18 protein-coding genes are annotated in these 21,294 nt (G+C 65.0%); 12 read left to right on the top strand and 6 right to left on the bottom strand.

Annotated features, from left to right (window positions below; genetic code table 11):
• The 3 genes from EUU22_RS23590 to EUU22_RS23600 form a co-directional block, all read left to right on the top strand.
• A partial coding sequence (locus EUU22_RS23590; protein ID WP_245485275.1) for a Ppx/GppA phosphatase family protein occupies window positions 1-1,111 on the top strand: 1,111 nt, incomplete at its 5' end.
• A 16-nt stretch (window positions 1,112-1,127) separates the two neighbouring features.
• Window positions 1,128-1,859 (top strand): RlmE family RNA methyltransferase, encoded by a 732-nt coding sequence (locus EUU22_RS23595; RefSeq protein WP_129334412.1) that lies wholly within the window; start codon window positions 1,128-1,130, stop codon window positions 1,857-1,859.
• Between the two features lie 6 nt (window positions 1,860-1,865).
• Entirely contained in the window at window positions 1,866-2,249 is a 384-nt protein-coding gene (locus EUU22_RS23600) for a VOC family protein (protein ID WP_129334413.1), read from the top strand.
• 3 nt (window positions 2,250-2,252) lie between these two features.
• Here EUU22_RS23600 and EUU22_RS23605 read toward each other — a convergent pair whose 3' ends face one another.
• Window positions 2,253-3,659 (bottom strand): MFS transporter, encoded by a 1,407-nt coding sequence (locus tag EUU22_RS23605; RefSeq protein WP_129334414.1) that lies wholly within the window; start codon window positions 3,657-3,659, stop codon window positions 2,253-2,255.
• Window positions 3,660-3,972: 313 nt separating this feature from the next.
• Here EUU22_RS23605 and guaB point away from each other — a divergent pair, with 313 nt between their 5' ends.
• The 6 genes from guaB to EUU22_RS23635 all read left to right on the top strand — a co-directional run bounded on the left by guaB (window position 3,973) and on the right by EUU22_RS23635 (window position 10,340).
• Window positions 3,973-5,466, top strand: coding sequence for an IMP dehydrogenase (guaB, locus tag EUU22_RS23610; RefSeq protein WP_129334415.1), 1,494 nt, complete (start codon window positions 3,973-3,975; stop codon window positions 5,464-5,466).
• Between the two features lie 26 nt (window positions 5,467-5,492).
• Window positions 5,493-6,050 (top strand): hypothetical protein, encoded by a 558-nt coding sequence (locus EUU22_RS23615; RefSeq protein ID WP_129334416.1) that lies wholly within the window; start codon window positions 5,493-5,495, stop codon window positions 6,048-6,050.
• Window positions 6,051-6,147: 97 nt separating this feature from the next.
• Window positions 6,148-7,023: a dienelactone hydrolase family protein gene (locus EUU22_RS23620; RefSeq protein WP_129334417.1), complete on the top strand. Its 876-nt coding sequence runs from the start codon at window positions 6,148-6,150 to the stop codon at window positions 7,021-7,023.
• A gap of 196 nt (window positions 7,024-7,219) precedes the next feature.
• Window positions 7,220-8,245 carry an alcohol dehydrogenase AdhP gene (gene adhP, locus EUU22_RS23625; RefSeq protein ID WP_129334418.1) on the top strand — a complete coding sequence of 342 codons (1,026 nt, stop codon included), beginning with the start codon at window positions 7,220-7,222 and terminating at the stop codon, window positions 8,243-8,245.
• Between the two features lie 118 nt (window positions 8,246-8,363).
• Window positions 8,364-9,485, top strand: a complete 1,122-nt coding sequence (locus EUU22_RS23630; RefSeq protein WP_129334419.1) for a patatin-like phospholipase family protein — start codon at window positions 8,364-8,366, stop codon at window positions 9,483-9,485.
• Between the two features lie 72 nt (window positions 9,486-9,557).
• Window positions 9,558-10,340 carry a 3-hydroxybutyrate dehydrogenase gene (locus EUU22_RS23635; RefSeq protein ID WP_129334420.1) on the top strand — a complete coding sequence of 261 codons (783 nt, stop codon included), beginning with the start codon at window positions 9,558-9,560 and terminating at the stop codon, window positions 10,338-10,340.
• Here EUU22_RS23635 and EUU22_RS23640 read toward each other — a convergent pair.
• Window positions 10,305-11,276 carry a hydrogen peroxide-inducible genes activator gene (locus EUU22_RS23640; RefSeq protein ID WP_129334421.1) on the bottom strand — a complete coding sequence of 324 codons (972 nt, stop codon included), beginning with the start codon at window positions 11,274-11,276 and terminating at the stop codon, window positions 10,305-10,307. The two genes, EUU22_RS23635 and EUU22_RS23640, sit on opposite strands and share 36 nt — an antisense overlap.
• 108 nt (window positions 11,277-11,384) lie before the next feature.
• On the opposite strand from EUU22_RS23640, the gene katG reads away from it, so the two are divergent.
• Window positions 11,385-13,595: a catalase/peroxidase HPI gene (katG, locus tag EUU22_RS23645; RefSeq protein ID WP_129334422.1), complete on the top strand. Its 2,211-nt coding sequence runs from the start codon at window positions 11,385-11,387 to the stop codon at window positions 13,593-13,595.
• A 175-nt stretch (window positions 13,596-13,770) separates the two neighbouring features.
• Here the strand turns inward: katG and EUU22_RS23650 are convergent, their stop codons facing one another.
• On the bottom strand, window positions 13,771-14,724 hold the full coding sequence (locus EUU22_RS23650) for a LysR substrate-binding domain-containing protein (protein WP_129334423.1): 954 nt from the start codon (window positions 14,722-14,724) through the stop codon (window positions 13,771-13,773).
• A gap of 205 nt (window positions 14,725-14,929) precedes the next feature.
• Between EUU22_RS23650 and EUU22_RS23655 the strand changes: the two genes are divergently transcribed.
• Together EUU22_RS23655 and EUU22_RS23660 are read left to right on the top strand one after the other, a co-directional pair.
• Window positions 14,930-15,229, top strand: coding sequence for a DUF1127 domain-containing protein (locus tag EUU22_RS23655; RefSeq protein ID WP_129334424.1), 300 nt, complete (start codon window positions 14,930-14,932; stop codon window positions 15,227-15,229).
• A gap of 216 nt (window positions 15,230-15,445) precedes the next feature.
• Window positions 15,446-17,911, top strand: a complete 2,466-nt coding sequence (locus EUU22_RS23660) for a methyl-accepting chemotaxis protein (RefSeq protein WP_129334425.1) — start codon at window positions 15,446-15,448, stop codon at window positions 17,909-17,911.
• Window positions 17,912-17,998: 87 nt separating this feature from the next.
• Here EUU22_RS23660 and EUU22_RS23665 read toward each other — a convergent pair whose 3' ends face one another.
• The 3 genes from EUU22_RS23665 to EUU22_RS23675 form a co-directional block, all read right to left on the bottom strand.
• A complete protein-coding gene (locus tag EUU22_RS23665; RefSeq protein ID WP_129334426.1) occupies window positions 17,999-18,901 on the bottom strand; it encodes a DUF937 domain-containing protein in 903 nt (300 codons plus the stop codon).
• Between the two features lie 124 nt (window positions 18,902-19,025).
• On the bottom strand, window positions 19,026-20,399 hold the full coding sequence (locus tag EUU22_RS23670; RefSeq protein WP_129334546.1) for a glutamate--cysteine ligase: 1,374 nt from the start codon (window positions 20,397-20,399) through the stop codon (window positions 19,026-19,028).
• Window positions 20,400-20,538: 139 nt separating this feature from the next.
• The gene (locus EUU22_RS23675) at window positions 20,539-21,276 is read right to left on the bottom strand and encodes a 16S rRNA (uracil(1498)-N(3))-methyltransferase (protein ID WP_129334427.1); all 738 of its coding nucleotides are present in this window, start codon (window positions 21,274-21,276) and stop codon (window positions 20,539-20,541) included.
• Between the last annotated feature and the right edge of the window lie 18 nt (window positions 21,277-21,294).

A 21,294-nucleotide genomic window follows, 5' to 3' on the forward strand; every position in this document is an offset into this window, starting at 1 on the left:
TCCCGCCAAGGCGCCTCCGCCGGCCAGACCGCAGCAGCCGCAGGCCGCGGAACGCCCGCGCCCGCCCGCTGCCGTTTCGCAGTGGTCGAACGATCTTTACGCGGCGCTCGACCTCGGCACCAACAATTGCCGTCTTCTCGTCGCCCAGCCGACACGCCCCGGACAGTTCCGTGTCGTCGATGCGTTTTCGCGCATCGTGCGCCTCGGCGAGGGGCTCGCGGCGAGCGGCCGGCTTTCGGCCGAGGCGATGGACCGCGCGGTCGAGGCGCTCCGCGTCTGCGCGGCGAAACTCTCCGGCCGGCAGATCCGCCGCATGCGCCTGATCGCCACCGAAGCCTGCCGTGCAGCGGAGAACGGCGAGGAATTCCTGCGCCGCGTGACGGTCGAGACCGGCCTCGACCTCGAGATCATCAATCGCGAGACCGAGGCGCGGCTTGCCGTTTCCGGCTGCTCGTCGCTGGTCGGCCGCGAGGCGCGGTCGGTCGTGCTCTTCGACATCGGCGGCGGCTCCTCCGAGATCGCCGTCATTCGCATCGGCGAGAACCGCTCGAGCCGGCTTGCCAACCACATCACCCATTGGACCTCGCTGCCGGTCGGCGTTGTGACCCTCTCGGAGCGCCACGGCGGCCGTGACGTCACGCCGGAGGTCTTCGAGGCGATGACCGCCGAGGTCGGAGAGATGCTCGCCCGTTTCGACTGCCCGCCGCTCGAAGGTGCGGCAGAAGGCGCCGTGCCGGAGGATTTCCACCTGATCGGCACGTCGGGAACGGTGACCACGCTCGCAGGCGTCCATCTCGACCTGCCGCGCTACGATCGCCGCCGGGTGGACGGGCTCTGGCTCTCGGACGCCGAAGTGAGCGCCATGCAGGCGAAACTGCTCTCCTGGGATTATCAGGGCCGCGCGGCCAATCCGTGTATCGGCCCGGACCGCGCCGACCTCGTGCTCGCCGGCTGCGCGATCCTTGAGGCGATCCGCCGCCGCTGGCCCTCTCCGCGCATGCGGGTGGCCGATCGGGGCTTGAGGGAAGGCCTGCTCACCGACATGATGGCCGACGACGGCGTCTGGCGGCGTGCGCGCAGCCGTCGCCCCTTCCGCGAGCGTGGGCGCTGAACAGGAAAGAACGAAGATGACCAAGGCTCCGATCGCCGGAAACCGCACCGGCCGCAAGCTCGGCCAGAAAGTCAAGAAGACCAAGCTCAAGGCCTCGTCGCGCCGCTGGCTGGAACGGCATATCAACGACCCTTACGTGCAGCGCGCCAAGCTCGAGGGCTATCGCGCCCGCGCGGCCTTCAAGCTGCTGGAAATCGACGAGAAGCACAACATCCTGAAGGGCGCCCGTCGCATCATCGACCTCGGGGCTGCGCCGGGGAGCTGGTCGCAGATCGCCGCCAACGTCACCGGGTCGACCGACGCGGACGTGCGGGTCGCCGCGATCGACTTCCTCGAAATGGCGCCGCTGCCGGGCGTGAAGATCCTGCAGCTCGACTTCCTCGATCCGGAAGCCCCGAAAAAGCTCATCGAGGCTGTCGGCGGCACGCCCGATCTGGTGATCTCCGACATGGCCGCCCCGACCACCGGCCACCAGAAGACCGATCACCTGCGCACGATGCATCTCTGCGAAGTCGCCGCCCATTTCGCGATCGAGGTGCTCGCCGAAGGCGGCCACTTCCTCGCCAAGACCTTCCAGGGTGGTACGGAGCGGGAGCTTCTGACGCTGCTGAAACAGAACTTCCGTCAGGTCGTGCACGTGAAGCCCGGCGCCTCGCGCTCCGAATCGGTCGAGATGTTCCTGCTCGCCAAGGGCTTCAAGGGACGCAAGCCCGCGACGGCTGAGGAGGCCGTCGAGCAGGATCGGTGAAATCCCATGCTCCTTTACGTAACGCTCGGAACCAATGACCTCGCGCGCTCTCAGCGTTTTTGCGACGCAGCTCTCGCGGCCCTCGGATATGAGCGCAGGGTTACCGAGGCGGACGAGATCGGTTACGCGGCCGCCGACGACCGCCGCTGCCGCCTGTGGGTGACGAAACCCTATGACGGCAAGCCCGCCACCTTCGGCAACGGCACGACGATCGCGATCGAGGCTCCGAGCCGCGCTGCCGTCGACGCATTCTATAAGGCCGGACTGGCGAATGGCGGCACCGACGAAGGCTCTCCGGGACTGCGGCCCTTCCATCCGGATTTCTACGCGGCATTCGTCCGCGATCCGGACGGAAACAAGCTCGCCGCCGTCTGCGAAAAGCCGGAATAGGCGCTATTTCACCGCGACGCTGTCGGGCTCCGGCGCTCGTCCATGACCCGAGACGTTGGCGCCGGCATCGCGCGGTATGCGCAGGAAGGGCAAGACGGCGAGCAGCGAGAGACCTGCCACCACCGCGAAGGCGAGATGGAAATCGGCAAGCCCAAGGGCACGGCCCTCGAGTGCGGTGCTCCCCTCGAGAATGGCGGCGGCGGCCGCCACTCCGAGCGCCAGGCTCACCTGTTGCAGTACCGAGCTCATCGAGGTCGCCTGGCTCGCCTCTGCGTCGCCGATCTCCGCATAGCTCAGCGCATTGATGCCGGTGAAGAAGAAGGACCGGCAGAAGCCTGCGGCAAGCAGCAGTCCCATGATCAGCGGATAGGGCGTGCCGGGCGTGAAGAAGGCGTTCGCCGCCGTCGTCGCCGCACCGGTGATCGCCGCGGCAATGAGCACGGTGCGGAAGCCGACAGCCGCGAAGACCCGGCGGGCGAGGAACTTGGTGGTGATCGCCCCGATCGCGCCGACGAAGGTGATGAGGCCGGACTGGAAGGGCGTGAGGCCGAAGCCGAGCTGTAGCATCAGCGGCATCAGGAAGGGAATGGCACCGGCGGCGATGCGAAAGATCGTGCCGGCGATGACCGCGGCGCGGAAGGTGGCGTTGCGGAAGAGGCCGAGGTCGAGAAGCGGTGCCGGATGGCGTCGCGCATGGCGGACGTAGAGGAGGCCTGCGGCAAGGCCGATGGCCGTCGCGCCGATGCCGGCGGCGGGCGGCAGCGCCGGCAGGCTCATGACCGAAAGACCGAAGACGATACCCGATGCGGCAAGCGCGCTCAGCGCGAAACCGCGCCAGTCGATCGGCGGCGTTGCGATCGGTGGCACTTCCGGCAGGTGGATGGTCGCCAGCCAGATGCCGGCAAGGCCGATCGGCACGTTGATCAGGAAGATCCAGTGCCAACTGAAATAGGTGGTGATGAAGCCGCCGATCGGCGGACCGCTCAGCGGGCCGATGAGGCCGGGGATCGTCAGCAGCGCCATCGCCGAGACGAGTTCGCGTCGCTCCGTCGTGCGCAGGAGCACGAGGCGCCCGACGGGTGTCATCATCGCGCCGCCCATGCCCTGCAGGAAACGGGCCGCGACGAAGGCGAGCAACGATCCGGAAAACGCGCAGAGGACGGAGCCGGCCATGAAGACGAGGATCGCCACGCGAAAGATGATCTTCCCGCCGAACCGGTCGGCCATCCAGCCACTCGCCGGAATGAAGATCGCAAGCGCCACCATGTAGGCGGTGAGGGCGAGCTTGAGCGTGATCGGCCCGACGCCGAGGTCGGCGGCAATCGCCGGCAGCGCCGTCGAGATGACGGTCGAGTCCATCTGCTCCATGAAGAGCGCGACAGCGAGGATCAGCGGGACGATACGGTTCATGCGAGAAGTGCTCACGGGAAAGGAGGGGCGGTCACCGGTGCGTCGCGCGGGGCCCGTTCTAGCTGAGGTCCGCACGGCTTGCCAGCCACGAATCGCCCCCGGTGCAGATGGACATTCACGTGTGCGTGACGCGTTCTGGCCGCCGGCGAACCCAAAGAAACCCGGCACCTGTGCGCAGGCCGTTTTTTCTGTTCCCTTCCTGTCATAGACGTGTTACCAGCCCTCGCCAACTTCCACGTTGTCCTGCAGGAGCGGCCGGGCGGACGATTCGTCCCGGAGAGCCACTGCATTTTTTAAAAAGAGGAAATTGGCAATGGCACGCATCGTATTATCGGCCACGGGAGCCGAAGCCCTGACTTTCGACGATGTCCTTCTGCAGCCGGGACATTCCGAGGTCATGCCGGGGCAGACCAACATCGCGACGCGGATTGCCAAGGATATCGATCTCAGCCTGCCGATCCTCTCCTCCGCCATGGACACGGTGACGGAAAGCCGCCTCGCGATCGCCATGGCCCAGGCCGGCGGCATCGGCGTCATCCACCGCAACCTCACGCCGAGCGAACAGGCCGAGGAAGTCCGCCAGGTCAAGAAGTTCGAGAGCGGTATGGTCGTCAATCCGGTCACCATCGGCCCGGATGCCACGCTCGCCGAGGCGCTGGCGCTGATGAAGGCGCACGGCATTTCCGGCATTCCGGTCGTTGAGAACGGCGGCCGCCCCGGTCGCCTTGTGGGTATCCTGACCAACCGCGACGTCCGCTTCGCCTCCGATCCCTCGCAGAAGATCCATGAGCTGATGACCAAGGAAAACCTGGTCACCGTCAAGGAAAGCGTCGACCAGCAGGAAGCCAAGCGCCTGCTGCACAGCCATCGCATCGAAAAGCTGCTGGTGGTTGACGGCGACGGCCGTTGCGTCGGCCTGATCACCGTCAAGGACATCGAGAAGAGTCAGCTCAATCCCAACGCCGCCAAGGACCTCCACGGCCGTCTGCGCGTCGCCGCCGCGATCTCCACCGGCGAGGACGGCCGCGAGCGCGCCGAGCGGCTGATCGATGCCGGCGTCGACGTGATCGTCGTCGATACCGCGCACGGCCACTCGCAGAAGGTTCTGGACGCCGTCGGCGTGGTCAAGAAGATGTCCAACGCGGTGCGCATCATCGCCGGCAACGTCGCGACCGCCGAAGGCACCCGCGCGCTCATCGAAGCCGGCGCCGACTGCATCAAGGTCGGCATCGGCCCCGGCTCGATCTGCACCACGCGCATCGTCGCCGGTGTCGGCGTACCGCAGCTCGCCGCCGTGATGGCCGCTGCCGAAGAAGCCGCCAAGAGCGACATTCCGGTGATCGCCGACGGCGGCATCAAGTTCTCGGGCGACCTCGCCAAGGCGATCGCCGCCGGCGCCTCCGCAGTCATGGTCGGCTCGCTGCTCGCGGGCACCGACGAAAGCCCGGGCGAGGTCTTCCTCTACCAGGGCCGTTCCTTCAAGGCCTATCGCGGCATGGGGTCCGTTGGCGCCATGGCGCGCGGCTCGGCCGACCGCTACTTCCAGGCGGAAGTGCGCGACACGCTGAAGCTGGTGCCGGAAGGCATCGAGGGCCAGGTCCCCTACAAGGGCCCGGTCTCGGCCGTGCTGCACCAGCTTGCCGGTGGCCTGAAGGCTGCCATGGGCTATGTCGGCGGCCGCGACATCAAGGACTTCCAGGAGAAGGCGACCTTCGTCCGCATCTCCGGTGCGGGCTTGCGCGAAAGCCATCCGCACGGCGTCACCATCACCCGCGAAAGCCCGAACTACCCCGGCGCCGGCGGCTGAGGCGAATGGATGGAGGGGAGCGGCAGATGGGAACGAACAAGGTGATCCTGTTGCTGCTCGCCCTCTCGGGCGCCCTTGTCGCCTGGATGTTCTTCGGGCTCGATCCGGAGTTCCGGCATCTCAGCGGGGCAGGAGGCTTCCTCGATGCCCGCCTGTCCGGCTACGAGGCCGATGCGGTGCGGGGCCTCCAGGCGGCGCTTGCCGATCCGGCACGGGCCGAGGCACGCGATCTGCTTCAGCTGATGTATCTCGGTCCGGACCTCGTCCTGCCGTTCGCGCTCACCCTCTCGCTCTGCCTGCTCTTTCGCGGCTATGCCCCCGGCGTCGTGCTCTATGGCCGACGCCTCGATGTCCGGCATGCCTGGCTGCTTTGCCTGTTGCCGATCGCCTACGGCGTCTTCGACTATCTGGAGAATTTCGGGTTTCTGAGCTATTTCCCGCCGGCCGAGCCGGGTCCGTGGCTCGCCGAAAACCTGCCCAACGTCTTGCCGTGGGTGACGCGCGTCAAATTCGTATTGCTGTTCGTGTCCGCGCTGCTTGCACTGCGCGTCACGGTGTTCTCGGGTCGCTCCGACGGCCGGTAACGAAGATGTGTTGCCCGCAATCGCCGGTGGGCACTATCCTGCCTGAGGCGCGCCTGCGTTCGGGCCGCCATCCAGATACCCTGAACGGAGGAGCATCATGGACACGCCGAAAGTCACGCAGGCGATGATCGACGCCTATGACGAATACACTCATCTTACTCTGGATCGCCGTGCATTCATGGAGAGACTGACGGCACTCGCCGGCTCGGGCGCGGCGGCCGCCACCATCGCGCCGCTGCTTGCCGCCAGCAAGGCGAGTGCCGCCGTTATCCCCGAGGATGACGCCCGCCTGAAGGCCGAGGATGTGACCTATCCCGGCGGAACGACCGAGATGAAGGCCTATCTCGTCGGCCCCAAGGATGCCGCCGGCCCGCTGCCCGGCGTCATCGTCATTCACGAAAACCGCGGTCTCAATCCGCACATCCGCGACGTCGCCCGCCGCATGGCACTCGAGGGCTTCGTCGTGCTGGCGCCGGACTTCCTCTCACCTTACGGCGGCACGCCGGACGACGAGGACAAGGCGCGCGAGATGTTCACCACCCTCGACATGGCCGCGGCCGTCAACAATGCCGAGGCGGGGCGCGTCTATCTGGCCGGCAACGCCGATTCCAACGGCAATGTCGGCGCCGTCGGCTTCTGCTGGGGCGGCGGCATGGTGAACCGCCTGGCGGTCGCCTCGCAGGCACTCGGGGCGGGGGTCGCCTACTACGGCGCCCAGGTCCCTGCCGACCAGGTGCCGTCGATCCAGGCGCCCCTTCTGCTGCACTATGCCGGGCTCGACGAGCGCATCAACGCCGGCATCGACGCCTACAAGGCGGCGCTCAATGAGAACAAGAAGACGTTCGAGATCCATGTCTACGAGGGCGTGAACCATGCCTTCAACAACGACACCTCCGCAGCCCGCTATGACAAGGCGGCGGCCGACCTTGCCTGGTCGCGGACGGTTGCTTTCCTGAAGAAATATCTCTCCTGAACATTCGCTGTTGCGATGGCGCCGGAATCTTTCCGGGGCTGTCGCAACCCTGCGACAGAAGTCGTTGCGAAGCGCCGCAGGCTTGACCCGGATCAAGAAACTCGACCGGGACAACGATAGGATGCATACGTCGTGACGGGTGCATCCCGGGCGGCCAGATGATTTCGCAACACGATTCCTGTCGAGGAGGAAAAGAATGGCATCGAGTATGAAAGCCGCGGTTGTGCGGGAATTCGGCAAGCCGCTGGTGATCGAGGAGATGGCGATACCGGACCCCGGTCCGGGTCGGATTCTCGTCAGGTATCTGGCGACGGGCGTGTGCCACACCGACCTGCATGCGGCGAACGGCGACTGGCCGGTCAAGCCCAATCCGCCATTCATTCCGGGGCATGAGGGCGTCGGCTATGTCGCCAAGCTCGGCGCCGGCGTGACCCGGATCAAGGAAGGCGACCGCGTCGGGGTTCCGTGGCTGCACACCGCCTGCGGCTGCTGCTCGCCCTGCCGCACCGGCTGGGAGACGCTCTGCGGCAGCCAGCAGAATACCGGCTATTCCGTCAATGGCACCTTTGCCCAGTATGGCCTTGCCGATCCGGATTTCGTCGGGCGGTTGCCGGACAATCTCGAATTCGGCCCCGCAGCTCCGGTGCTCTGCGCCGGCGTCACGGTCTACAAGGGGCTCAAGGAAACCGAAGTGCGCCCCGGCGAATGGGTGGTGATCTCGGGTATCGGCGGGCTCGGTCACATGGCCGTGCAGTATGCCAAGGCCATGGGCATGCATGTGGTCGCCGCCGACATCTTCGATGAGAAGCTGAAGCTCGCGAAGGAGCTCGGTGCCGACATCACCGTCAACGGCCGCGCAGCCGACGCGATCGAGCAGGTGCAGAAGGCGACCGGCGGCGTGCACGGTGCGCTCGTCACCGCCGTCTCCCCGAAGGCGATGGAGCAGGCCTATGGCTTCCTGCGCTCCAAGGGCACCATGGCGCTGGTCGGCCTGCCGCCGGGCTTCATCTCGCTGCCGGTCTTCGACACGGTGCTGAAGCGCATCACGGTGCGCGGCTCGATCGTCGGCACCCGCCAGGATCTCGAGGAATCCCTGGTCTTCGCGGGCGAGGGCAAGGTCGCCTCGCATTTCTCCTGGGACAAGCTGGAGAACATCAACGACATCTTCCACCGCATGGAGGAAGGCAAGATCGACGGCCGCATCGTCCTCGATCTCAACTGAACCGGCGCATACACCGAAACGTGAATGCAAGGGGCCGCCGATGCGGCCTCTTGCTCTGGCGACGCGTTCAGAACTTCCTATTTTATGGTGCAGCGCAATATTCTGGTTGCAGGGCATCATGTCGAATTCCAAGTGCGAACAAATCTTTGTCTTTCAAGGTGGTGGCGCGCTCGGAGCGTATCAGGCGGGCGCTTACGAGGCGCTGCACCAACACGATATCGACCCCGATTGGGTCGCCGGGATTTCGATCGGTGCCGTCAACGCCGCGCTGATCGCCGGAGCGCCGAAGGAACGCCGGGTCGAAAATCTCCGGACGTTCTGGGACAAGGTCTCGTCGAACCTGACCTTCGGGTTCGGCCATGACGGCGCCGATGTTCGCCGTATCTCCAACGAGATTTCGGTAATGGCCGGAGCGCTCACCGGCATACCCGGTTTCTTTTCGCCGCGCCTCTACACCCCTTACCAGATCCTTTACAATCGCGAAGCCGCCATCAGCTTCTACGACACGGAGCCCCTGCTCAAGACACTGGAGGAGCTGGTCGACTTCGACCTCCTGAACAATTGTCGGACCCGCATCAGTCTCGGCGCGGTCGAGGTCGTGTCCGGCAACTTCGCCTATTTCGACAGCCGTCGCCAGACGCTGGATGCCCGGCATATCGCCGCCTCAGGTGCGTTGCCGCCGGGGTTCGCGCCGGTCGAAATCGAGGGGCGCTACTATTGGGATGGCGGCCTCGTCTCCAACACGCCGCTGCAGTATGTCCTCTCCACCAATGGCTCCGAGCGCAACATGGAGATATTCCAGATCGACCTGTTCAGCGCCCGCGGGACCATGCCCAAGGATCACTTCGAGGCGGAGAGCCGCATCAAGGAGATCCGCTATTCGAGCCGGACGCGCCTGAACACCGACGATTTCGCCCGCAGGCAGATCGTCCGCCGCGCCGCCAAGCGGCTCCTCGAAAAGCTGCCACCCGAATTCGCCGATGACGAGGATGCCAGAATCTTGCGGTCCATCGGCGTCGAATACGACGTGACGATCGTGCACCTCATCCACCGCCGGGCGGCCTCTGCCACGCACGCCATGGATGCCGAATTTTCACGCGCTTCGATAACGGAGCACTGGGCAGCGGGTTACGACGACGTCATGCACACGCTCAATCACGACAAGTGGAAGAACCGTGGCCGCCCGCGCGACGGAATTCAGATTTTCGACCTCGCCCACGAACGGCACGGAAAGAGCTGACATCAGACCTCGCCGTCCGGTATCGGCGCCAGCAGGGAGCACGGCCCCGGACAGGCAACAAGGAGAACGACCATGAAGCTCAACGGTAAAGTCTGCATCATCACCGGCTCGGCCAGCGGCATCGGCCATGCCATCGCCAAGCGCTATGTGGAAGAGGGCGCGAAAGTCGTCATCGCCGACCTGAAGGAAGATCAGGCCCAGGCGGCGGCCGATGCCCTGACATCGATGGGCCCGGGCGAAGCCTTCGGCATCGCCATGGACGTGACGGATGAGGCGGCGGTCAATGCCGGCGTGGCGAAGACGGTCGAAAAATGGGGACGTGTCGATGTCCTGGTGTCGAATGCCGGTATCCAGATCGTCCACCGAATTGAGGATTTCCCCTTCGCCGACTGGAAGAAGATGCTGTCGATCCATCTCGACGGAGCTTTCCTGACCACGAAAGCGTGCATCCCGCACATGAAGAGCCAGGGCGGCGGCGCGATCATCTACATGGGGTCGGTGCATTCGCACGAGGCCTCGCCGCTGAAATCGGCTTATGTCACCGCCAAGCACGGATTGCTCGGGCTGGCGCGGGTGGTGGCCAAGGAAGGCGGTTCGTCCGGCATTCGGGCGAACGTCATCTGCCCCGGTTTCGTGCGCACGCCCCTGGTCGACAAGCAGATCCCCGAACAGGCGAAGGAACTCGGCATTTCCGAGGATGAGGTCATCAAGAAGGTCATGCTCGGCGAAACCGTGGATGGCGAATTCACCACGGTCGAGGACGTCGCCGAGGTGGCGCTGATGTTTGCCGGTTTCGAGACCAATGCGCTCACGGGGCAGTCACTGGTCGTCAGCCATGGCTGGTTCATGAACTGAGCCTGACGGGAGGGCGTCGGTCTCGCGGCCACGCCCGCCCTCGCGGAACTTGCCGCGGCTCGCCACGATGCCGGCGGCCAATGCTTCCATGTCCTGTCGGCGCGGGCTCGACCTCCGCCAGACGAGGCCGATCTCGCGGGACGGCGCCGGGTCGGCGAAAGGCACGATGCGGATCGCGGTGCGCGCCGTCTCCGTATCGACGGCCATTTCCGGAATGAGCGTCATGCCCATGTCGTGCGACACCATCTGCAGAAGGGTCGTCATCGAGGTCGCGCCGACATTGACGAGATTTCTTTTGTTCGCCGCCTTGCAGACCGCGAGCGCCTGTTCGCGCAGGCAGTGCCCCTCTTCGAGCAGCAGCAACCGGTTCGGGTCGACCTGCGTTTCGGCGAGAGGCGAGACAAGCACGTCGCTCTCGTTGTCGGCCATGGCGACGAAGAAGCGGTCGGTGAAGAGACTGCGGGTCGCGACGTTCTCCGCCTCGACCGGCAGGGCCGCGATCACCGCGTCGAGCCTGCCCTCGGCGAGATCCGCGAGCAGCCGGTCCGTCACAGCCTCCTTGAGTTCGATTTCGATCAGCGGATGCTCGCGCCGAAGATAAGGCACCATCTGCGGCACCAGATAGGGCGCAACCGTCGGAATGATGCCGATACGGATCATGCCCTCCAGCATGCCGCTCCTGCGACGCGCCGCCTCCTCCAGACGGTCGATGCCGGCGAGCACGCTGCGCACATGCGCAAGGATTTCCTCGCCCTTGGCCGTCAGCAGCGTCGCCCCGCGTGTCCTCTCCACCAACACCACACCCAGATGCTTCTCCATCTCCATGATCTGTGCCGAAAGAGCGGGCTGGCTGACATGCACCATTTCGGCCGCGCGGCCGAAGTGCAGGGTGGCGGCGAGCGCCTCGAAGTAGCGCATTTGACGAATGGTAATCATGATAGGAATATCCTATCGCTAATAACATCAAATACAATTGGAAATTATCGCATGCTTGGAAGAAGCTGGCGCCCGAAGACAACTGCTGCAGACAAACAGGAGGCAAACATGGACGCGAAGCTCAAGGAGATCAACGACAGCCAGGCCAGGTGTCCTGTCGTGCACGGAGCCACCAACGTATCGATGCGTTCCAACCGCGACTGGTGGCCGAACCAGCTGAATCTCAAGATCCTCCATCAGAATTCGGCGCTTTCCGACCCGATGGGGCCGGCATTCGACTACGCCGCGGAGTTCGGCAAGCTTGACCTCAAAGAAGTGAAGGCCGATCTCTATGCGCTGATGACCGACAGCCAGGACTGGTGGCCGGCCGATTACGGGCACTACGGGCCGCTTTTCATCCGCATGGCCTGGCACAGCGCCGGCACCTACCGCACGGGTGACGGCCGTGGCGGTGCCTCCGCCGGCACCCAGCGCTTTGCCCCGCTCAACAGCTGGCCGGACAACGTCAACCTCGACAAGGCCCGGCGGCTGCTCTGGCCGATCAAGCGCAAATACGGCAACCGTCTCTCCTGGGCCGACCTGATGATCCTTGCCGGCAATTGCGCGCTCGAATCCATGGGCTTCAAAACCTTCGGTTTCGGCGGCGGCCGTGCCGACATCTGGGAGCCGGAGGAAGACATCTACTGGGGTGCGGAGACCGAGTGGCTCGGTGACAAGCGCTATACCGGCGAACGCGTGCTGGAGAACCCGCTCGCCGCGGTGCAGATGGGCCTGATTTACGTGAACCCGGAAGGTCCGAATGGCAATCCCGAGCCGGTCGCCTCCGGCCGCGACGTGCGCGAGACCTTCGCGCGCATGGCGATGAACGACGAGGAAACGGTCGCGCTGATCGCTGGCGGGCATACCTTCGGCAAGGCGCATGGCGCCGGTGACCCGGCTTTCGTCGGTCCGGAACCGGAAGCAGCGCCGATCGAGGAAATGGGCCTCGGCTGGAAGTCGAGCTATGGCATCGGCAAGGCCGGCGATGCGATCGGTAGCGGCATCGAAGGTGCCTGGAAGCCGAATCCCACCACCTGGGACATGGGTTATCTGAAGGTCCTCTTCAAATACGACTGGGAGCTGGTGAAGAGCCCGGCCGGCGCGCACCAGTGGCTGGCGAAGGATGTAGACGAAGAAGACATGGTCGTCGACGCCCACGATCCTTCGAAGAAGCATCGCCCGATGATGACGACGGCGGACCTTTCGCTGAAGTTCGATCCGGTCTACGAGCCGATCGCGCGCGACTATCTCGCCAATCCCGACAAGTTCGCCGACGCCTTCGCCCGCGCCTGGTTCAAGCTCACCCACCGCGACATGGGGCCGAAAGCCCGCTATCTCGGCCCGGAGGTCCCTGCGGAAGACTTGATCTGGCAGGACCCGGTTCCAGCTGTCGATCATCCGCTGATCGATGCGAAGGACATCGCCGACCTCAAGGCCCGGATCCTCGCTTCCGGCCTGACGATCGCGGAACTCGTCGCCACCGCCTGGGCCTCGGCCTCCACGTTCCGCGGTTCCGACAAGCGCGGCGGTGCCAACGGCGCCCGCATCCGTCTTGCGCCGCAGAAGGACTGGGAAGCAAACCAGCCCGAGCAACTCGCCAAGGTGCTGACGGTTCTCGAGTCGATCCGTGCCACCTTCGACGCCGCCCAGACCGGCGGCAAGAAGGTGTCGCTCGCCGACCTGATCGTCCTCGGCGGCGCGGCCGCGGTGGAACAGGCGGCAAAGGCGGCGGGAGAGGCGATCGAGGTTCCGTTTACCCCGGGCCGCACCGACGCGACGCAGGATCAGACCGATGTCGAAGCCTTTGCCGTTCTCGAACCCGTCGCCGACGGTTTCCGCAACTACCAGCAAACCGAGTTCAGCATTTCGCCCGAGGAACTGCTGATCGACAAGGCGCAGCTCCTGACCTTGAGCGCGCCGGAGATGACGGTCCTCGTCGGCGGCCTGCGGGTGCTCGGCGCGAACCACGGCGGCGCGCAGCACGGTGTCTTCACCCACCGGCCGGGTGTTCTGACGAACGACTTCTTCGTCAACCTGACGGACATGGGCACGGCCTGGGCGCCGACCTCGAAGGCCGAGACGCTGTTCGAGGGCCGCGACCGCAAGACCGGCGCGGTGAAGTGGACGGCGACGCGCGTCGACCTCGTCTTCGGCGCCAATTCGCAGCTGCGCGCGCTTGCTGAAGTCTATGCGCAGGACGACGCCCGGCGGAAGTTCGTCAACGACTTCGTCGCGGCATGGGCGAAGGTGATGGACGCCGACCGCTTCGACGTCGTCTGATCGTTGGCAGAACGGAACGCCGGTGTGCGGCCTGCCGCCAGGGCCGCGCACAGGCAGTCGGACCGAGAGAGCGCCGCACCCCGCGCCGCACTCGGGTACCGGCCGGAAACGGGAACAGCCGGGGTTCGCCCCGGCTGTTCCCGTTCTGCTGACTATGTCCGGCTGTGCCGGCGGCTTACCAGCCCGGGATCATGTGGCCGGCGCGTAGCCGCGGATAGTAGCGGGGATAGGTCTTGACGTCGCCTTCGAGATCGTCGTCGACCGCCGATGGTGTAATGTTGTCGAGGCAAGCCGTGATGTGGTCGGTGATGGCGTTCATCAGCGAGGTGGAAAGCCCGGGCCGTTTCATCAGGCCGATCTGCACCGGCGGCAGCGGCGGAAAGCCGTCAGCCTGCGTCAGCACCTTCATGCCGGTACGGAGCGCCGATTCCGGCAGCACCGAAACCGCCATGCCGGCGAGCACGGCAGCGGCCACCACGGTCGAGGACCAGCTGGTGAACAGGATCTGGTAGTCGCGGCCGTCGGCGTCCAGCGCCGAGCAGGCGAGCTGGCGCCAGTTGCAGTCGCGCCGTCCGACGGCGAGCGGCACCGGCGCGTCGTCACGCAGCGGATGGTTGGCCGAGGCGACCCAGCAGAGCGGTTCGGTGCGGACCACGTCCGAGCTGCGGGCGCGCGGATTGTGGGTGACAAGCGCGATGTCGAGCTCGCCGCGGGCCATCTTCTCGGCAAGGTCAACCGACGGCTCGCAGACGATGTAGAGCTCGACGTTCGGGTGGGTTTTCGCAAAACGGCCGATGATTTCCGGCATGTAGCGGTCGGCGTAATCGTCCGGCGTGCCGATCCTCAGTGTGCCTTCCAGCCGGTTGTCGTCGAATGCGGCGATCGCCTCCGAGTTCAGCCGGATGATCCGCCGCGCATAATTCAGGAGCTTCTCTCCCTCGGCCGTCAGCCGGTTGCCGCGGCCGTCCTTGATAAAGAGCTGCTTGCCGATGCGTTCCTCCAGCCGCCGCATCTGCATGGAAACGGCCGACTGGGTCTTGAAGACGCGGCCCGCGGCCTTCGTGAAGCTTCCGGTGTCGACGATCGCGATGAAGGTCTGGAGCTGGTCGATATCGAGTGGCGCTGACATGGGGAAATTCCATCAGATGGATTGATGATAACTATTAGAAACATTCGTTGGACTGATCAATAGCTTTTCAGCATCATCACGATGCAAATCAACCGGAGCCGCCCCATCGGCTCCCCCCAACCTCCATGCCCCGACGGTTGGCTCTACCCTTTGCCGGGTAAGAGCCCGCCTCCATTCGTGCCGAAATCGAAAGGACTTTGTCGCCATGAGCACGACCGAACGGATGATAGAACTCGATCTCGCGGTCTCCCGGCCGACGCTTGCCGCGCGTCTCGCCGCAACCTGGGAAGGGACGAAATCCGTTCTGCGCGCGCTGCGGAACCGACGAGTCGCGAACCGCCTTGCCGAACTCGACGATGCGCTGCTGCGCGACATCGGACTTTCCCGCGCCGATGTCGAGAGCATCCTTCGGACCTCCGGCATTGCGGACGATCCTTCGCGTCTTCTCACGCGTACCGCGCGTAATCGCGCCGACCGTTCGTTGCTGTCGGCGAAGTCCGAGTGACCCTCTCCCAATCCCCGCAGGGTGACTGCCAATAGCCCTGCCGACTTGCCCGGTGACCCTCCCAGTCCCGGGCATTTTTTTATGCCCAAGAATCTTTGCGCCAACCTCCCACAGCTTTTCCGTTCGCGGTAAGAGATTTCTAACTTCCGCACGAGATTCTCTTTCCCATTGCCAGCGGCCCCGGTTCCTCCGGGCACGGTCACGGAGCCTTTTTCAATGCGGATTTCCAGGAAGCTTCCTCTCGCGGCGGCGGTCTTCACCATCGTCGCCATCAGCGCATCGGTCGCCTTGACGCTCTTTCTCGAAGGCCGTGCGCTGCGCCAGCAGGTCTATCAGAAGCTGGAAGCGACGGCCGACGGAAGGCGCAACGAAGCGAAGGGGTATCTCGAAAGCGTGCGCCTCGATATCGCGGCGGTCGCCTCGAACGTCACCACCCAGCAGGCGCTTTACGGCTTCACCGGAGCGTGGAAATTCCTGGGCGAGGACCCGGCTGCCGAACTTCACCGCCGCTACATCGACGAGAACCCGAACCCGGTCGGCGAGAAATACAAGCTCGAAAGCGCCAAGAAGGATGCCTTCGACCGTGCCCACAAGCAGTATCAGGCCTACTATCTCAACCATCTGCAGGCGCAGGGCTATGACGATATCCTGATGATCGATCTCGAAGGCAACGTCGTCCATTCGGTCCAGAAGGAGAAGGACTACGGCACCAACCTGACGAAGGGACCCTACAAGGATTCCGGCCTGGCGGAGGTCTTTTCGAAGATCGTTGCCGCCAATGACCCGAACGCCGTCGCGATGTCCGCCTTTGCCGCCTATGCGCCTTCCGAAGGCGCTGCCGCCTCCTTCCTCGCCGTTCCGATCACGATGAACGGCCGCACGATCGGCGTCGTCGCCTATCGCCTGCCGAACCACCGCCTCGACACGCTCTTCGCCAACCGCAAGGGTCTCGGCGAGACCGGCGAAACCGTTCTCGTCGACTCCGCGGGCACGCTGCTGAACGACAGCACGCTGACGCCCGAGAAGGACATCCTTTCCGCGAAGGTCGACACGACGATGCTGCCGGTGGTCATGGAAGGCGGCGACGCCTTCGGAACACTATCCGGTTACCGCGACATGACCAGCCTTGCCGCCGGCGTGCCGCTCGAATTCGCCGGAACCCGCTTAGCCGTCTTCGCTCTCATCGGCGAGGATGAGGTCGCGGCGAACCTCCGCGATACGGCACTGGTCTCCGTGCTGTTCGGCGCTCCGATCGTGCTGCTCGGCATCGTGATCGCCGTTCTCTACTCGCGTTCGCTGACGCGCCCGATCACGCGCCTCGTCAAGTCCATGGGCGAACTCGCGAGCGGCAACACGACGATCGCTCTCGAAGGCGAGGGGCGGCAGGACGAGATCGGTGAAATGGTCCGTTCGGTGGCGGTCTTCCGTCAGGCGGCACTCGAGAAACGGACGCTCGAAAGCGACGCCGAGACCCGCCGGCTCGCCGACGAAAAGGACCGCCGCGACCGCGATGCGGAGCGTGCCGCCGAACAGGCGCGCATGACCGAGGCCGTCGAAATCCTCGGCAACGCGCTGCAGCGGCTGGCGAGCGGTGACCTCACCGCGACGATCGACAAGCCGTTTGCGAGTGGTCTCGATCGTCTGCGCGTCGACTTCAACGCCTCGCTCGAACGCCTGTCGCGGACGATTTCCGCTGTCCACTCCAATGTCCACGAGATCAACGCCAAAAGCGTCAAGGTGCGGTCCTCTACCGAGGACCTGTCGCGCCGGACCGAAGAACAGGCGGCGGCGCTCGAAGAAACCACCAATTCGATCCGACAGATTATGGAGGCGATCCGCCAGTCCTCCGAACGCGCCGAAACCGCGTCGCGGCTCGCCGGCACGGCACGGGACAATTCCGACCGCTCGGCCGGGATCGTCGGCGAGGCGGTGAACGCCATGGCGCGTATCGAGAACGCCTCCTCGGAAATTTCGAAGATCATCAACGTCATCGACGAAATCGCCTTCCAGACCAACCTGCTGGCGCTCAATGCCGGCGTCGAGGCGGCGCGCGCCGGCGAGGCGGGCAAGGGCTTCGCCGTCGTTGCCCAGGAAGTTCGCGAACTCGCGCAACGTTCCGCAAACGCCGCCCGCGAGATCAAGGCACTCATCATCAAGTCGGGCGACGAAGTCGCAAGCGGCGTCGGGCTGGTCAAGGAGAGCGGCGACCTGCTGTCGTCGATCGCCGGCCAGGTCGTCGAGATCAACGATCACATCCATTCGATCGCGACCGCCGCACGGCAGCAATCAGAGGGTCTCAAGGAAATCAACTCGGCGGTCGGGCGGATGGAGGACGTCACCCAACAGAACGCCCGCGCCGCCGAACAGACCGACCGCGAGATGACCACGCTCTCGAACGATACGCAGACGCTTTCCGACATCGTCGGGCAGTTCAACGTCGACGGGAACCTCGCGCCGCGGGCTGCGACGGGGCTGAGGCAGTCCCCGAGCGGCGCCCCCGTGGAGCCGCGCGTCTTCCAGGCGCCGTCGCCGCGTCCCCGCGTGACCCCGGCCAGCCAGACCTCGCGTCCCGTCAGTTCGCCGGCCCGCGCACTTCTTGGAAAGATTACCAACCGGCTGAACGTGAAGACCGGCTCCTCCGGCACCGAAGCCTCCGGCGGCGGGGACTGGGAAGAATTCTGAGACCGGCGGGCGGCGGTCTCGCCGCCTGTGCCTGAACTGATACCAAATCTCGGTTCACGTCACCGAGACTTGGTATAAGCGAAAGGATCAGCCTTTGCCGTTCGGTGCATCGCCTTGCGGCGCCGGCTCCTCTTCGGGGGCATCGTCCGTCTTTCCCAGATAGCTTTCGAAGATCTGCTCCATGCTCTTCTGGTAGCTCTTCTGCACTTCGAGGCCGCTGTCGAACATGGCGTTCACCATGGTCGTGAACTGCTCTGTCGCCTGGTCTTTCGGCTTCTCGGCGGGCTTGGCAGCCTCGCCCTGCGGTGCCGGAGCCGTTCCCGCATAGCTCGCCATCATCTCCTGGAAGGCCTTGGCGAAGGGGTTCTCGAAGAAAGGGTTGGCGGCAGCGGGCGCGGGCTGCGGCTGGCTCGGCTTGACGCCGAACATCGTCTGCATCGCCTGCGTGAAGGGGTTGTCGAAGAGGTTCGGCTCCTTGGGCTTTGCCTTCGGTGTGAAGCCCATGCCCTCGAGCCACTGCTGAGTCATCGCGCCCATCGGTGAGTTGGCGAAGGCGGAAGCGTCGAACTGTCCGGTGGTCTGTTTGGAAAGCCCGCCCATGATCGTATCGGCCATGGCCGGCATCATCTTCTTGAAGATATCCTGGCTGATGCCGGTGAACTGTGCCGCCTGGGCTGCGATCGCCCGAGAGACTTCTTTCGAGCCGAAGAGCTGTTCGAGCACCGTGTTGCCGTCGGCGATGCCTTGCGGCGTGAAGGCCGCGGTCATGTCCTCGAAGTATTTCGCATAGTTCCCGGAGGCCATGGCGCCCAGGAGCGCGGTCATGTCATACGGATTGGCGGTGTTGCGCTTGAAGCCCGAGGAGAATGCCGGCATGAGCGCGGCCACGGCCTGTGCCGCCTGCTCCTGCGCGAGGTTGAACTGCCTCGCGACCGCTTCCATCGCCGTGCCATTCTGCGCCCGCAACATCATCTCGAACAGTGGTAGCATGGATGGCGGCCCTCCGGTTGCATGCAGCGCGTCGTTCCCGCACTATAACCGGAAAAAGCCGAGCGCAAACCGCTTTTTAGCGCCGCCCGCCGCGGAGTGGGCATCCCGTGCAGGGCGGTTGCCCTCAGTACTGGTAGTCCTCGAAGACGTGCTCGATATCGCGGTTCCAGCGGCCGTCGTAGAGCGCCAGCATGTCCTCGGCGAGCGTCGTCTTCTTGGCGAGGATTTCGTCGAGCGATGCGAGAAAGACGCTCTCGTCCTGCCCGTCACTGTTGAGATGACCCCGCGCCTTGAGACCCGCCCGCGACATGTCGACCACCTGCCTCGCGACGTCGAGCACGCTGCGGCCGGCGACCTCCGCGGTCAGTCCCTTCGCCGGCACGGCATCGCGCATCGCGATGACGTCCGCATGGGTCCAGTTGTGGGTGAGGTCGTCGGCGGCAGCAAGGCTCGCATCGTCATAGAGGAGGCCGACCCAGAAAGCCGGCAGCGCGCAGATCCGCCGCCACGGGCCGCCGTCGGCGCCGCGCATCTCGAGGAAGCGCTTCAGCCGGACATCGGGGAAGAGCGTCGAAAGATGGTTCGTCCAGTCGCCGAGCGTCGGTTCCCATTCGGCGATCTCACCCTTCAGGGCCCCGGCCATGAACTGGCGGAAGGTGACGTGGGTACAGTCGTGGTAATGACCGTCGCGGACGACGAAATACATCGGAACGTCGAGCGCCCATTCGACGTAATCTTTGAAACCGAACGTTTCGTTGAAGACGAAGGGCAGGGCGCCGGCCCGCGCATTGTCGGTGTCCCGCCAGATGTCACCGCGCCAGGAAAGCAGGCCGTTCGGCTTGCCCTCGGTAAACGGCGAGGAGGCGAAAAGCGCGGTCGCGATCGACTGCAGCTTCATCGACACGCGCATCTTCCGGCGCATGTCGTCTTCCGAGGAGAAGTCGAGGTTCACCTGGATGGTGCAGGTCCGGTACATCATGTCCAGGCCCTTGCTGCCCACCTTCGGCATGTAGCGCGTCATGATGTCGTAGCGCGACTTCGGCATGCGCGGCGTTTCGGCGAGCGTCCACTTGGGGCTGCCGCCGATGCCGAGAAAGCGGATGCCCATCGGCTCGGCCACCTCGCGCAGCACCGAAAGATGCTGGTTCGATTCCCGGCAGGTCTGGTGGAGCGTTTCGAGTGGACCGCCGGAGAGTTCGAACTGTCCGCCCGGTTCGATGGAGATCGCGCCTTCGCCGTCTCCGCCGGCAAGGCCGATGATGTTCTCCCCGTCCATGATCGGTTCCCAGCCGAGCTTCTGCTGCATGCCGTTGAGCAGCGCCGAGATGCTCGCCTCACCGAAATAGGGGACGGGGCTGTTGTCCGCCCGGAAGAAGGCGAACTTCTCGTGTTCCGTTCCGATCCGGAAGGCCTCGCGCGGCTTGCAGCCTTCTGCGAGGTAGCCGACCATTTCGTCGACCGACGTGAGCGGAGTGTGATCGGTGGTGTCGCGAGCCATGAAGTGAACCTTGTTGGCGAGGTCGGTCCTGGAACGGGCCATCGCGTGAATGGACCGGAACGAAGCCGGTGTGCAAGTGAAATTCTCTCAAGCCTTCGTCAAAAAAATCGGAAGCTTGCGGCAGGTCAAGCCCGTCGCGTCAATGCCAGTCGCCGACGGTTGCCTGAACCACGGCAAGGGCCGCGACCGCAGCGGTATCGGCGCGGAGGATGCGCGGCCCGAGCGGAATTGCCGTGACGAAGTCGAGCCCGCGCAGCAGCGCCCGTTCCTCCTCGGAAAAGCCGCCCTCCGGCCCGACGAGCAGGGCGAGCGACCGCTCGCGGATACCCTGAAGGGCGGCGAGGGGATTCTGCGTCGCGCTGTCCTCGTCGCAAAAGATGATCCGCCGTGCGGCGGGCCAGCGTTCCAACAGGTCCTTCAGCCGCTTCGGCGCCGCGACCGTCGGAATCGAAAGGACGCCGCACTGCTCGGCGGCCTCGACGACATTCGCCTGTAGCCGGTCGAGATTGGTGATCTTGCCCTGGACGTGCTGCGTCATCACGGGTTGCAGCAGGCCGGCCCCCATCTCGACGGCCTTCTGCACGAGATAGTCCATCCGCCCGACCTTCAGCGGCGCGAAGAGAAAGTGCAGGTCGCAGGGCTCGGGCTGAGCCCGCGTCTGCTCCGTGGCGGTCATCAGGATGCGCTTGCGGGTCGGGAAGGCGAGTGTCGCCTTCCATTCGCCGTCGCGGCCGTTGAAGAGGAGGAGTTCCGAACCCTCCTCCATCCGCAGCACGTTGGCGAGATAGTTGAACTGCTCCGGGCCGGCTTCCACCGTCCCGCCGGCCGAGAGCCCTGCGGTGACGAAAAGCCTCTGCATCCGGTAATTGGCGCGCATGATCCCGATATTCCCCTC

Source organism: Ciceribacter ferrooxidans (assembly GCF_004137355.1).
Lineage (GTDB): Bacteria > Pseudomonadota > Alphaproteobacteria > Rhizobiales > Rhizobiaceae > Allorhizobium > Allorhizobium ferrooxidans.

Excerpts from the sequence above, each read along its gene's own strand:
- EUU22_RS23605 (WP_129334414.1), bottom strand. The coding sequence starts at position 3,659 with ATGAACCGTATCGTCCCGCTGATCCTCGCTGTCGCGCTCTTCATGGAG.
- adhP (WP_129334418.1), top strand. The coding sequence starts at position 7,220 with ATGGCATCGAGTATGAAAGCCGCGGTTGTGCGGGAATTCGGCAAGCCG.
- EUU22_RS23655 (WP_129334424.1), top strand. The coding sequence starts at position 14,930 with ATGAGCACGACCGAACGGATGATAGAACTCGATCTCGCGGTCTCCCGG.
- EUU22_RS23600 (WP_129334413.1), top strand. The coding sequence starts at position 1,866 with ATGCTCCTTTACGTAACGCTCGGAACCAATGACCTCGCGCGCTCTCAG.
- EUU22_RS23635 (WP_129334420.1), top strand. The coding sequence starts at position 9,558 with ATGAAGCTCAACGGTAAAGTCTGCATCATCACCGGCTCGGCCAGCGGC.
- EUU22_RS23595 (WP_129334412.1), top strand. The coding sequence starts at position 1,128 with ATGACCAAGGCTCCGATCGCCGGAAACCGCACCGGCCGCAAGCTCGGC.
- katG (WP_129334422.1), top strand. The coding sequence starts at position 11,385 with ATGGACGCGAAGCTCAAGGAGATCAACGACAGCCAGGCCAGGTGTCCT.
- EUU22_RS23630 (WP_129334419.1), top strand. The coding sequence starts at position 8,364 with ATGTCGAATTCCAAGTGCGAACAAATCTTTGTCTTTCAAGGTGGTGGC.
- EUU22_RS23620 (WP_129334417.1), top strand. The coding sequence starts at position 6,148 with ATGGACACGCCGAAAGTCACGCAGGCGATGATCGACGCCTATGACGAA.
- EUU22_RS23660 (WP_129334425.1), top strand. The coding sequence starts at position 15,446 with ATGCGGATTTCCAGGAAGCTTCCTCTCGCGGCGGCGGTCTTCACCATC.
- EUU22_RS23670 (WP_129334546.1), bottom strand. The coding sequence starts at position 20,399 with ATGGCTCGCGACACCACCGATCACACTCCGCTCACGTCGGTCGACGAA.
- EUU22_RS23665 (WP_129334426.1), bottom strand. The coding sequence starts at position 18,901 with ATGCTACCACTGTTCGAGATGATGTTGCGGGCGCAGAATGGCACGGCG.
- guaB (WP_129334415.1), top strand. The coding sequence starts at position 3,973 with ATGGCACGCATCGTATTATCGGCCACGGGAGCCGAAGCCCTGACTTTC.
- EUU22_RS23640 (WP_129334421.1), bottom strand. The coding sequence starts at position 11,276 with ATGATTACCATTCGTCAAATGCGCTACTTCGAGGCGCTCGCCGCCACC.
- EUU22_RS23615 (WP_129334416.1), top strand. The coding sequence starts at position 5,493 with ATGGGAACGAACAAGGTGATCCTGTTGCTGCTCGCCCTCTCGGGCGCC.
- EUU22_RS23675 (WP_129334427.1), bottom strand. The coding sequence starts at position 21,276 with ATGCGCGCCAATTACCGGATGCAGAGGCTTTTCGTCACCGCAGGGCTC.
- EUU22_RS23650 (WP_129334423.1), bottom strand. The coding sequence starts at position 14,724 with ATGTCAGCGCCACTCGATATCGACCAGCTCCAGACCTTCATCGCGATC.